The sequence below is a fragment of the Nocardia thailandica NBRC 100428 genome, from assembly GCF_000308795.1.
In the GTDB taxonomy this organism is placed as follows: Bacteria; Actinomycetota; Actinomycetes; order Mycobacteriales; family Mycobacteriaceae; genus Nocardia; species Nocardia thailandica.
This window is the reverse complement of record NZ_BAGK01000030.1, coordinates 1-11,818: the sequence shown is the minus strand read 5'-3', so window position 1 is coordinate 11,818 and position 11,818 is coordinate 1. Positions and strand designations below refer to the sequence as shown.

The window sequence follows — 11,818 nt, the reverse complement described above, 5'->3', positions numbered from 1 at the left end:
ACCTCGACCCCCGTGCTCGGCCAGCGTCGCGGTGATCGTGCCGAGCATCGGCCGCACGGGCAGCTCGGGCAGTTCGGGAAGCTTCATCACCCTCCAGTCTGCCGGTCCCGGCCGGTCCGGATGTCCTCCGCCCGCGCGGCGGATCAGGCGGGCGCGCAGCCCGGCGGGCCGCCGGGCGACGCGAGGTCGTCCGTGGCGGGCAGCGTGCCGTCGGCGGTGGTCGCCGGGACGGCGCCGGGGACCCCCGACTCGACGACGAAGGTCGCGCGGGTCGAGATGGGGGCGTCCGGGCAGCTGACGTAGGGCACGACGCGGAAGTCGTTGCGCCACCGCGTGTGATCGAGCTCGACGCGGGCGTAGCCGCGCTGCTTGTTGTAGAAGCTCATGTCCGGGTTGGCGGCCAGCAGGGTGCGGCCGGTCGGGGTCATGTCGGCGCCGTCGCCGCCGGTGCTGATGGAGGTGCCGGTGAACTCGGTGCCCACGACCGGGGAGTCGGGGCGGTCGTAGTCCGGGCGCAGCGCGGCGACGTAGTTCTCGTGGCGGTCGCCGGTGATGACCACCAGGTCGGTGCCGCCGCGGGCGGCGGCCGCGCCGAGTACGGCGTCGCGGTCGGCCAGGTAGCCGTCCCACGCGTCGGTGCCGAGCAGCAGGTCGGGGCCGGGGTCGTAGTCGGAGCGGGCCATGGCGACCTGGTTGCCGAGGATCTGCCAGCGCGCGGTCGATCGGGCGAGGCCGTCGATGAGCCACTCCCGTTGCGGCGCACCGAGAATCGTGCGATCGGGCGAGCCACGTTCGGCGCAGCCGACGACGGCGCTGCCGTCGCCGCACGCCTGGCGGTCGCGGTGCTGACGGGTGTCGAGCATGGTGAACTCGGCCAGGTCGCCGAACCGGTAGCGGCGGTGCATGCGCAGCGAGGCGCCCGACGGCAGCTGGGCCAGCCGCAGCGGCTGGTGTTCGTACATGGCCCGCATCGCGGCCGCGCGGCGGCGCCGGAAGAAGGGGCGCAGCCGGTAGATGTCGGTCCCGAGGCCGGGATACGTTCCGGCCCAGTTGTTGTCGACCTCGTGATCGTCGAAGGTGACCAGCCAGGGGAACGCGGCGTGCGCGGCCCGCAGCGGCGCCTCGCCCTTGGCGAGGGCGTAGCGCAGCCGGTACCCCGCCAGGTCGACCGCCTCGTCGACCAGCTGCGGCGGCACGTCCTCGGCACCGACGCGGCCGAGCACCCAGGACGATTCGTAGATGTAGTCACCGAGATGGACGACCAGGTCGAGGTCCTCGGCGGCCATGTGGGTGTAGGCGGTGAAGTAGCCCGAACTCCAGGACTGGCAGGAGGCGAAGGCGAAACGCATCCGGGGGGTGGCGGCTCCGGGCGCGGGCGCCGTGCGGGTGCGGCCCGTCGGCGAGACGGCCGACCCCGCGCGGAAGCGGTAGAAGTACCACCGGTCCGGCGCCAGCCCGGCGACCTCCGGGTGCACGCTGTGCCCGTACTCGCGGGTGGCCAGGGCCGAACCGCGCGCGACCACCCTGGCGAACCGTTCGTCCTCGGCGACCTCGTAGTCCACGGTCACCGGCGCCATCGTCATGCCGCCGTAGCCGTCGGGCGCGAGGGGATCGGGGGCGAGCCGCGTCCACAGCACCACCCCGTCGGCGGTCGGCTCGCCCGAGGCGACGCCGAGCGAGAACGGCTCACCGAGCCGCCGCGGCGCCGGATATCGCGCGCTGCTCACCGCCGCGGCCCCGGCCAGCAACGCCAGCCCGCCCGCGTTCAGCAGTTCCCGACGAGTCAACGCCACCCGGCAGACCTCCCACGAACCGGACATTCCTCCCTGCCACGGTACGCACCGACGTGACGTCCCCGGCCGCCGCTCGGCCCGACCCGCCGCCACGGGTGAGTCGTCGGTCAGGGCAGCAGCCGGAAGGCCTCGACGTGCCGCGGCCGCACAGCACCGAAGTGCCGACGGTCGACCGTCGCCACGTCGGTGACATTCAGCCGTTCCGCTGCCGCAACCACCGAGGCGTCCGCCGTCCCCAGCGGCCAGTCACGGTACCGGGCAACCAGTTCCGCGATCCGCAACCAATCGGAGGGATGCACGGATTCCACCTCGAACAGCCCTTCGGCGAAGTCGCCGAGAAAGCGGACCTCGGCCTCCGCGCCCAGTCGCGTCGAGATGAGATACGCCGCCTCGGTGATGACGAGAGTCGGCACGACCAGGGGGCCGCGATGGTTCTGCAGCAGGTCGAGACAGGCGCGGTGGTGTGCATCGTCCGCATCGACGTAGGCGTAGAGCGGCCCCGCGTCGACGAGCAGCCGGGTTATCGGTCCCACTCCCCGCGCAGGATCTCCTCGATCCGCTCGGAGATGTCCGAGCGGCCGCTTCGGCCGACACCCGCCGCGCCGAACTTCCTGACACCCTGTCCGGGCAGATGAGCCGCTACCGCTTCGCGGGTCCACTCCGACACCGTCATGTCACGCCGGGCGGCCTCGTGCCGGACACGGCTGTCGAGGTCGTCGGGCAACTTGATTGTGGTGCGCTTCATGGTATGCCAGCATACCCGAAACGGGGACCGATCGCCCGAGGGGGAGTGTCCGCGGCGGGCGCGGACGTCCCCGATCGGCTCGCGGGTCAGGCGCCGCGGCGGGTGGCGACGGCGGCGGCCAGGCGGTCGAGCTGGGCCGCGGTGGTGGCCCAGTCGATGCAGGCGTCGGTGATCGACTGCCCGTAGGTCAGGTCGTCGGCCTTGCCCAACGTCAGGTCCTGGCGGCCCGCGACGAGGAAGGACTCCAGCATCACCCCGACGACGCCCTGCTCGCCCACGGCGATCCGGTCGGCGATGTCGGTGACCACGTCGACCTGGCGGTTGTGGTCCTTGTTGCTGTTGCCGTGGCTGGCGTCGACGACCACGCGCTGCGGCAGGCTCGACTTCTCCAGGCGCAGCTTGGCTTCCGCGACGGAGGCGGCGTCGTAGTTGGTGCCGTTGGAGCCGCCGCGCAGGATGACGTGGCAGTCCGGGTTGCCGGTGGTGCGGATCAGCGCGGAGCGGCCGTCGAGGTCGGTGCCGGGGAAGACGTGGCTGGCGGCGGCGGCGCGCACGCCGTCCACGGCCACCTGCACGTCACCGTCGGTGCCGTTCTTGATGCCGACCGGCATCGACAGCGCCGAGGACAGCTGCCGGTGCACCTGGCTGGCGGCGGTGCGGGCACCGATGGCGCCGTAGGAGACCAGGTCGGCGATGTACTGCGGGGTGATCGGGTCGAGGAACTCGCACGCGACCGGGAGGCCGAGCGCGGTGATGTCGACCAGGACCTTGCGGCCGATGCCGAGGCCGGTGTTGACGTCGAACGAGCCGTCCAGGTGCGGGTCGTTGATCAGGCCCTTCCAGCCCAGCGTGGTGCGCGGCTTCTCGAAGTAGACGCGCATGACCACGTGCAGCCGGTCGGAGACCTCCTCGGCCTTGGCGGCGAGACGGCGGGCGTAGTCGAGCGCCGCGACGGGGTCGTGCACCGAACACGGTCCGACGATGACCATGAGGCGGTCGTCGTCGCCGTTGAGCACGTCGACGGTGGCCTTGCGGCCCGCGCGCACGGTGTCGGCGAGGTCGTCGGTGATGGGGTGCACGGTGCGGACCTCGGCCGGCGAGCGCAGGGGGCTCACGGACAGGGTGCGCTGGTCGTCGAGATCGGAATGCCGCGCGTCGACATCGGCTGCGGTGGTCATGAGATGTGGGTTCCTTTTCGGTGATGAGGCCGACCCACGAATTCCGCGTGCGAGCCGGTCAGATCCGGCTCGGGGTGGAGGAAGTCAGCGCACGGCGTCGCAGACCGACCCACCCAGGGCCGGCTTGCTAAACCAGAAATACGCGCGCTGCACGGGTCCGACAGTATCAGATGATGCCGGGCCCGCCGCCGCGGGCGACGGGCCACCCCGGTAAAGGTGAGGGCTCTCACAGGGAGAGCCCCCGGTGGCTCACCCCCACTGACCGGGCACGTAGTCCCCGGCGGGGGTGCGCGCGATGGCGTTGAGGCGGTTCCAGGCGTTGATGGTGGCGATGGCGGCGATGAGGCCGCCGATCTGGTCGTCGTCGTAGTGCTCGCGGACCTTCGCCCAGGTGTTGTCGGAGATCCGGCCGCCGTCGGCCGCGCGGGTCGCCTCCTCGGTCAGGGCGAGCGCGGCCCGCTCGGCCTCGGTGAACACGGTGGCCTCGTGCCAGGCGGCGACGAGGTTGATGCGCACGGCGGATTCGCCTGCGTGCGCAGCGTCCTTGGTGTGCATGTCGGTGCAGTAGGCGCAGCCGTTGATCTGGGAGGCCCGGATCTTGACCAGCTCGTAGACCGCCTTGGGCAGGGTGGAGTCGTCGATCACCTTGCCCGCCATGACCAGTCGCTTCACGAAGCCGGCCGTGGTCTTGTTCTGGAAGAGGTCGTAGCGGGGTTCCATCGTGTGCTCCTTCGTCGTGTGTTCCCCGGGGGGTTCACGAAGAGGACGACGCGGCCCCGGCGGCTGTGACACCCGCCGGGGTGGCCTCGGTCACACGGTGCCGGTGAGCTTCTCCGACAGTTCCCACAGGGCCCGCGCGAGCATGGGGTCGCGGGCGCGATCGGAGGACTTGGCGGGCGCGGGGTGGCCGCGCATCCCGAACCAGCCGTCGGGGCCGTAGTAGCCGCCGGGCTCGATGTCGGCGGTGGCGGCGTAGAGGGTGGGCAGGGCGCCCTGGGCGGGGCGCTGGGCGAAGAGCTTGTTGCCGAGCCAGGCCACGGGCGAGTCGACGAGCGGGGTGTCGGCGTAGCCGGGGTGCGCGGCGACGGAGCGGACCGGCGAGCCCACGGCGGTCAGCCTGCGCTGCAACTCGAAGGCCATGAGCAGGTTGGCCAGCTTGGACTGACCGTAGGCGAGCGGCGGGATGTAGCGGCGGCGCTCGTAGTTGGGGTCGTCGAGGTCGATGCGGCCCCAGGTGTGGGCGAAGCTGGCGACGGTGACGACCCGGTCGGCGATCTTGTCGAGCAGCAGCTTGGTCAGGGCGAAGTGCCCGAGATGGTTGGTGCCGAACTGCAGCTCGAAGCCGTCGGCGGTGCGGGTCAGCGGCGGGTTCATCACCCCGGCGTTGTTGATCAGCACGTCGAAGCGCGGCGCGGTGTCGGCGAAGTCGCGGACCGACTGGAGGTCGGCCAGGTCGAGCGCGTGGACGTGGGCGCGCCCGCCGATCGCGTCGGCGACCCGATCCCCCTTGGCGGTGTCGCGACAGGCCAGGATCACCCTGGCGCCCGCGCGGGCCAGCGCCTGCGCGGTGGCGGCGCCGAGGCCGCTGTTCGCCCCCGTGACGACGAAGGTCCGGCCGGTCTGATCCGGGATGTCCGCAGCGGTCCAAGTGGTCACCCGGCGCAGTCTAGGGCCGCCGGTTCGCGACGTCGAACCGAATCGAGTTGCCGCCGTGCCCATTCCGGGCAGGATCGGAACCGGCGCCCGCACCCCGAGGCTTCGTGGGATAGGGTTGCCTAACCTAGGCGCAGGTATGAGCAGGTACGACCCGAGTGAGGCAGATCGTGACGACCATTCCGGCAGGCAGCCACCGTGAGGGATACGTCCCCTTCCCCGACGACGCCGCGCGCGCCTACCGCGAGGCCGGGTACTGGAGCGGCCGCACCCTGGGCGACCTGCTGCGCGCCACCGCCGCCGCGCGCCCCGACACCACCGCCGTGCACACCGGCGAGGCCACCGTGACCTACGCCGAGCTCGACGCCGCCGCCGACCGGATGGCGCACGGCCTGCTCGCCCTCGGCATCGCGCCCGGCGACCGGGTCGTGGTCCAGCTGCCCAACGTGCCCGAGTTCGCCACCGTCCTGTTCGGCCTGCTGCGCGCGGGCATCATCCCCGTGCTGACCCTGCCTGCGCACCGCAGGGCGGAGATCGAGCACCTGGCCGCGCTCTCGGAGTCGGTCGCGTACCTGATCGCCGACAAGGCGGGCGATTTCGACTACCGCGAGCTGGCCACCGAGGTCGCCGCGGCCGTGCCGAGCCTGCGCCACGTGCTGGTGCTCGGCGACCCGGGCGCGCACACCGCCCTGAGCGCGGTGCCGCGCGACGGGGACGCGCTGCCCGCCGTCGACCCGGCCGACATCGCGCTGATGCTGGTCTCCGGCGGCACCACCGGCCTGCCCAAGCTCATCGCCCGCACCCACGACGACTACGTCTACAACGCCACCGCCAGCGCCGAGGTCTGCGCGCTCACCGCCGACGACGTGTACCTGGTCACCCTGCCCGCCGCGCACAACTTCCCGCTGGCCTGCCCCGGCATCCTCGGCACGGTGGCCACCGGCGGTTCGCTCGTCTTCACCCTCGATCCGAGCCCGGAGGCCGCCTTCGCCGTCATCGAGCGGCACGGGGTCAGCGTCACCGCCGTCGTCCCCCCGCTCGCCCAGCTGTGGAGCGCGGCGGTGGACTGGGAGGACGCCGATCTGAGCTCGCTGCGCCTGCTGCAGGTCGGCGGCGCGAAGCTGGCCGAGGTGAACGCCCGCGAGGTCGAACCCGCGCTGGGCTGCCGTTTGCAGCAGGTGTTCGGCATGGCCGAGGGCCTGCTGAACTACACCCGCCTCGACGATGACGACGAGCTCGTCTACACCACCCAGGGCAGGCCGCTGTCCCCCGCCGACGAGCTGCGCGTCGTGGACGGCGACGGCGAACCGGTGCCGCCCGGCGAGGAGGGCGAACTCCTCACCCGCGGCCCCTACACCCTGCGCGGCTACTACCGCGCCCCCGAGCACAACGCCCGCGCCTTCACCCCCGACGGCTTCTACCGCAGCGGAGACCTGGTGCGCCAGTTGCCGAGCGGGCACCTGATCGTCAGCGGCCGGATCAAGGACGTGATCAACCGCGGCGGGGAGAACATCTCCTGCGACGAGCTGGAGGAGCACCTCCTCGCCCACCCCGCCGTCCGGCACGCCGCCGCCGTCGGCCTCCCCGACCCCACCCTCGGCGAGAAGGTCTGCGTCGTCCTGGTCGTCACCGGAGAGCTGCCCGCGCTGGGCGAGCTGAAGACCTTCCTGACCGCCCGCGGCCTGGCCACCTACAAGCTCCCCGACGTGGTCCGCCGCACGGAAGCGCTCCCCCTGACCGCGGTGGGCAAGATCGACAAGAAGGCCCTGAAGGCGGAACTGGGCTGACCCGCGACCGGCCACGAGAACCGCGCGCCCGCAGCCAGATCGGCACACGACGCGCGGTCTCTCACGCGACCACAACGTTTTCGGCCGCCTCGGCGCCGAGGGGTGAGACGTAACGCCGAAGGCGCGGTATCACCCCTCGGCGCCGAGGTCACGAGGCCGAAGACCCGCGGCGCCAGCCGCCGAAGACTCAAGCCTTGACGACGTACGGCGCCACGCTGCCCAGCTTTTCGCAGGTCTCCTCGAATTCGCGTTCGGGGCGCGACTGGCCGACGATGCCCGCGCCCGCGCGCAGCCAGGCGCCGGTGCCGTTCTGGTAGACCGCGCGGAGGACCAGCGTGGCCTCCAGGGCGCCGGTGGCCGAGACGCGCACCACCGCACCGGAGTACAGGCCGCGCGAGTCGTGGTCGTTGCGGAAGACGGAGTCGACGCCTGCCCGCTTGGGGATGCCGGAGGCGGTCACCGAGGGGAAGAGCACCTCGAGGGCGTCCCAGCTGGAGCGGCCGGGCGCGAGGATGCCGCGCACGGTGGAGGCGAGGTGCTGGACGCTGCCGCGCTCGCGCACGGCCATGAAGTCCGAGACCACCGGGGTGCCGGGCTCGGCGACCTGGCTGATCTCGGCGAAGGAGGTCTGTACCGAGATCGCGTGCTCGACGATCTCCTTCGGGTCGGCGAGCAGGTCGGCGCGGGCGGCGGTGTCGGCGGCGTCGCCGCGGCCGAAGGCGCGGGTGCCCGCGAGCGGTTCGGTGGTGACGATGCGTTCGTCGTCGACGGAGGCGACCAGTTCCGGGCTGAAGCCCGCGGCCTCGAGTCCGCCGAGGCGCAGCAGGAACGAGCGGGCGGGGGTGTTGTTGGCCCGGCCGAGCCGGTAGGTGGCGGGCACGTCGACGGCGAAGGGCAGCTCCACCTTTCGCGACAGGATGACCTTCTGGTAGGCGCCGGAGTTGATCTCGGCCACGGCGGTGGCGACGCGGTCCTGGTACCCGGTGGGGTCGACCTGGATGTCGACCGGGTGCGCGACGGGCAGCGAGGTGTCCTGGGAGGCGGCGATGAGGTCGTCGATCTCGCGGGCCTCGGCCGGGGTGGCGCCGCTGATCCGGACGCTGCCCGCGCTGATGCGGACCTCGATCCGGGGGATCATCAGGTGCGCGAGCGGGGTGCGCTGGTTCAGGTGCGCGGTCGCCTCGAGGGAGTAGGCGCAGAATTCGAATCCGATCCAGCCGAAGGCGTTGCGGCCGTCGAGCGGCAGCTCGGCCAGGGCCGTGTCGATCGCGTCGGCGGGGCTCCCGGTCCAGGCGCGGGCGATGGTCTCGCCCGCCCACACCGTGCGCAGCTCACCGGCGTCGAGTTCGACGCTGCCGAGCGGATCCGCCGCGAATACCCATTCACCAGGCTGTTCGTACATCACGTACTCGCCGAAACGATCCGTGCCCGCCAGACTGGACATCGCCGCCGCGGGATCGGTCACGTACTCGACGTGTAGATGCTGCTCCGTGCTCGACAACCGGTCCTCCAAGGTTATGCTGACCTAACTCGGAGGTAAGGTTAGCATTACCTCGGTCCTGCGCCAGACCCCCACATTCCTCATAACCGTACGAGCGGAGTTGAGTGCGCGCACGCCGTGCGGCAGCTTGAATGGACACATGATCGATGACGGTGGGCATCTCGAGGCACGACCGCGGGATTCGGTGGTCGCGTTGGTGGACGCGGCATCCGGTGTCGAGCGGGAGGTGATCGGCCGCTGGATCGCCGAGGGCGGCCTCGCCGGCGAACTCGGTGCGGCCGCGCCCGTCACCCAGCTGGACATGGACGCCAAGGCCATCACCGATCGTCTCGTCGGCCGGCAGGACGACCCGCTCGTCGTGCCGGTCCGGGTGCTCTGGCTGCCGCCCGAACGCGACGGCGTGCGCCGGGTGACCTTCGCCGACCTCGCCCTGCTCACCAACCCGCGCAAGCCCAACCGGCTCGTCCAGCGCAGGCTGCTGCGCACCGCGCCGGACCGGCACCGCGTGCTGGTCGGCGCGCCCGCACGGCTCAGCGAACTGCGCCGCAACAACCCCGAGGCCGCCGGCCTGCTGCACAAGGGCAGCACCGAGCCCTTCGCCCGCGCGATCGTGCGCGCCGCCGTCGTCGCCCTCGAACGCGCCGAACGCACCGTCATCGGCGACCGCTACAAGGTGCCCCAGCTCGTCACCGAGGAGATCCTCGACTCGCCCGAGTTCCAGCGCAAACTCGACTACATCGCCGACGAGACCGGCACCCGCCCCGACGAGGTCTACCGGCGCGCGGAGAAGGCGCTCGGCGAACTCGTCGCCGCGCAGAGCCGCCTGGTGTCGGACCTGTTCACCCAGGCCATGCGCCCCGTGCACGCCTCGACGTGGAAGGTCGAGGCCGATCTCGGCGGCCTCGACGACCTGCGCGCGCTCAACCGCAAGTACCCGCTGGTCTTCCTGCCCTCGCACCGCTCCTACGTCGACGCCTTCGTGCTCGGTGACGTGCTGGCGCGCAACGACTTCCCGCCCAACCACGTCATCGGCGGGGCGAACCTGAGCTTCTGGCCGATGGGCCCGATCGCCCGGCGCACCGGCACGGTGTTCATCCGCCGCAGCTTCGGCGACGACGAGGTCTACAAGGCCGTGGTCGAGGAGTACTTCGCCTACCTGCTGGCCAAGCGCTTCAACATGGAGTGGTACTTCGAGGGCGGCCGCACCCGCACCGGCAAGCTCCGCCCGCCCCGCTACGGCCTGCTCAACTACCTCGCCGCCGCCGTGCGCACCCGCCGCATCGAGGACGTGATGCTGGTGCCGGTGTCGATCACCTACGAGCGGCTCAACGAACTCGGCGCCATCGCCAGCGAACAGTCCGGCGGCACCAAGAAGCCCGAGGGCATCGGCTGGCTCGCCCGCTACGTCCGCAACCAGCAGCTCTCGGCCGGGCGGGTGTACGTGCGCTTCGGCGAACCGCTCTCGGCGCGCGAGCACCTGGCCGCGCACGGCGACCCCCTCGACGCCCGCCCCGTCACCATCCCGCTGCACGGCGGCGCGGGCGCCCCGGCCACCCCCGACGACACGGCGGTCGAGGAGCTGGAACGGAAGGCCGTGCAGCGCTTGGCCTTCGACGTGGCGGTCGGCATCAACCAGGTCACCCCGATCACCGTCAACGCCCTGGTCACCCTCGCCCTGCTCGGCGTGCACGAGCGCGCGCTCACCATCGACGAGGTACGCATCGTCCTCGACCCGGTCATCGGCTACATCGACGCCCGGCACCTGCCCGCGGGCGAACTCGGCGCGCTGCGCGACGAACCGGGCCTGCGGGTGGTGCTCGAGCAGCTGGAGACCGCCGGGGTCGTCACCGTCTACCGGGGCGGCCTCGAACCGGTGTACGCCATCGAGACCGGCGCCCATCTGGAGGCCGCGTTCTACCGCAACAGCGCCGTGCACTGGTTCGTCAACCGGGCCATCCTCGAGCTGGCCGCGCTGGCCGCCGTGGAGGATCCCGGCGAGGACCCGCTGCGGTCGGCGTGGAAGGCCGCCTTCGACCTGCGCGACATGCTCAAGTTCGAGTTCTTCTTCCCCGAACGGCAGGAATTCGCCGACCAGATCATCGAGGAGGTGCGGCTGATCGTGCCCGAATGGGACTCCGACACCCCCGACGACCGGCTCGACCGGCAGTTCCTCACCGCGCTGACGGCCTCCGGATTCGTGATGGCCCACCGCGTGCTCCGCTCGTTCTTCGACGCCCAGCTGGTCGTGGCCGAGCGGCTGGCCGCCCGGCCCGCCGACCAGGTCATCGACCGCAAGCAGTTCATCGACGAGTGCGTGGCCGTCGGCAGGCAGATGCTGCTCCAGCAGCGGCTGCACAGCCCGGAGTCGGTGTCCTCGGAATTGTTCACCAGCGCCTGGAAACTCGCCGCCAATCACAAGCTGATCGATCCGGCCGAGCCCGGCAGGGAGGACGAATTGACGCTGCGCAGGCTGGAATTCGCGAGGAAGCTGCGCGACATCGGCGAGCGGATCGCCCGGGCCGCCCGCCTCGACCCGTCCAACGCGCCGGGCCTGCGATGAGTGCCGGCGCGGCGCCGGTGGCCGCCGTGTTCGACGTGGTCGGCACCGTCGTCGACGACATCCCGCGGCGGGGCCCGCTGCGCAGGCTGCTCCGCCGCGGCGACCCCCGCGCGGCGATCCTGCTCGGCGGCTTCCACCGCGCGCGATCCGCCGCCGACTATGCCCGCTTCCTGCAGGCGACCCGCGCGGCCGTGGCCGGGACCAGCCCCGAGGAACTGGACACCCTGGGGCGCGGGGTGTTCGCGGGCGGGGTCTACGGGCGGCTGTTCCCCGAGGCGTGGGAACTCGTCCGCACCCACCAGCGCGCCGGGCACGCCGTCGTGCTGGTCTCCGAGCTGACCGAGGCACAGGTGCGGCCGATCGCCGAGCGGCTCGGCGTCGACCGGGTGGTGTGCACCGCGCTGGCCGAGGCCGACGACGCGCTCACCGGCGACCCGCTCGGGCCGCCGCTGTGGGGGCAGGCGAAGGCCGACGCCGTGCGGGCCTACGCGCGGGCCGAGGGACTCGACATCGGCTTCGCCTACAGCGCCTCCCCCGCCGACCTTCCCCTCCTGGAGCTGGCCGACCGGGCGACCGTGATCGGCGACGACCCCGTCCTGAC

The 11,818-nt window shown here is 72.1% G+C and carries 10 protein-coding genes; 3 read left to right on the top strand and 7 right to left on the bottom strand.

Features of this window, described 5'->3' with window-relative positions:
* Nucleotides 1-143 precede the first annotated feature (143 nt).
* The 6 genes from ON36_RS03200 to ON36_RS03175 form a co-directional block, all read right to left on the bottom strand.
* On the bottom strand, nt 144-1,820 hold the full coding sequence (locus ON36_RS03200) for an alkaline phosphatase D family protein (RefSeq protein ID WP_083884876.1): 1,677 nt from the start codon (nt 1,818-1,820) through the stop codon (nt 144-146).
* Nucleotides 1,821-1,900: 80 nt separating this feature from the next.
* A complete protein-coding gene (locus ON36_RS03195) occupies nt 1,901-2,326 on the bottom strand; it encodes a type II toxin-antitoxin system VapC family toxin (RefSeq protein WP_245557857.1) in 426 nt (141 codons plus the stop codon).
* Entirely contained in the window at nt 2,314-2,538 is a 225-nt protein-coding gene (locus tag ON36_RS03190; RefSeq protein ID WP_043647466.1) for a ribbon-helix-helix domain-containing protein, read from the bottom strand. Before ON36_RS03190 ends, ON36_RS03195 begins: the two co-directional genes overlap by 13 nt.
* Nucleotides 2,539-2,624: 86 nt before the next feature.
* On the bottom strand, nt 2,625-3,716 hold the full coding sequence (locus ON36_RS03185; protein WP_043647465.1) for a 3-deoxy-7-phosphoheptulonate synthase: 1,092 nt from the start codon (nt 3,714-3,716) through the stop codon (nt 2,625-2,627).
* Between the two features lie 249 nt (nt 3,717-3,965).
* The gene (locus ON36_RS03180) at nt 3,966-4,436 is read right to left on the bottom strand and encodes a carboxymuconolactone decarboxylase family protein (RefSeq protein WP_043647464.1); all 471 of its coding nucleotides are present in this window, start codon (nt 4,434-4,436) and stop codon (nt 3,966-3,968) included.
* Nucleotides 4,437-4,526: 90 nt separating this feature from the next.
* Entirely contained in the window at nt 4,527-5,372 is an 846-nt protein-coding gene (locus ON36_RS03175; RefSeq protein WP_043647463.1) for an oxidoreductase, read from the bottom strand.
* Nucleotides 5,373-5,539: 167 nt separating this feature from the next.
* Between ON36_RS03175 and ON36_RS03170 the strand changes: the two genes are divergently transcribed.
* Nucleotides 5,540-7,156 (top strand): (2,3-dihydroxybenzoyl)adenylate synthase, encoded by a 1,617-nt coding sequence (locus ON36_RS03170; RefSeq protein ID WP_043647468.1) that lies wholly within the window; start codon nt 5,540-5,542, stop codon nt 7,154-7,156.
* 187 nt (nt 7,157-7,343) lie between these two features.
* Here ON36_RS03170 and ON36_RS03165 read toward each other — a convergent pair whose 3' ends face one another.
* The gene (locus ON36_RS03165) at nt 7,344-8,600 is read right to left on the bottom strand and encodes a salicylate synthase (RefSeq protein WP_373281762.1); all 1,257 of its coding nucleotides are present in this window, start codon (nt 8,598-8,600) and stop codon (nt 7,344-7,346) included.
* Between the two features lie 196 nt (nt 8,601-8,796).
* Here ON36_RS03165 and ON36_RS03160 point away from each other — a divergent pair, with 196 nt between their 5' ends.
* Nucleotides 8,797-11,217 carry a glycerol-3-phosphate 1-O-acyltransferase gene (locus tag ON36_RS03160; RefSeq protein ID WP_052313599.1) on the top strand — a complete coding sequence of 807 codons (2,421 nt, stop codon included), beginning with the start codon at nt 8,797-8,799 and terminating at the stop codon, nt 11,215-11,217.
* Nucleotides 11,214-11,818: HAD family hydrolase (locus tag ON36_RS03155; protein ID WP_157224749.1), on the top strand; the 605-nt coding region annotated here is incomplete at its 3' end. The genes ON36_RS03160 and ON36_RS03155, both read left to right, overlap by 4 nt.

Bases quoted from the DNA above. Each gene is read 5' to 3' on its own strand.
- ON36_RS03200 (WP_083884876.1), bottom strand. From the start codon at position 1,820: ATGTCCGGTTCGTGGGAGGTCTGCCGGGTGGCGTTGACTCGTCGGGAA.
- ON36_RS03190 (WP_043647466.1), bottom strand. From the start codon at position 2,538: ATGAAGCGCACCACAATCAAGTTGCCCGACGACCTCGACAGCCGTGTC.
- ON36_RS03185 (WP_043647465.1), bottom strand. From the start codon at position 3,716: ATGACCACCGCAGCCGATGTCGACGCGCGGCATTCCGATCTCGACGAC.
- ON36_RS03180 (WP_043647464.1), bottom strand. From the start codon at position 4,436: ATGGAACCCCGCTACGACCTCTTCCAGAACAAGACCACGGCCGGCTTC.
- ON36_RS03165 (WP_373281762.1), bottom strand. From the start codon at position 8,600: ATGTCCAGTCTGGCGGGCACGGATCGTTTCGGCGAGTACGTGATGTAC.
- ON36_RS03160 (WP_052313599.1), top strand. From the start codon at position 8,797: ATGATCGATGACGGTGGGCATCTCGAGGCACGACCGCGGGATTCGGTG.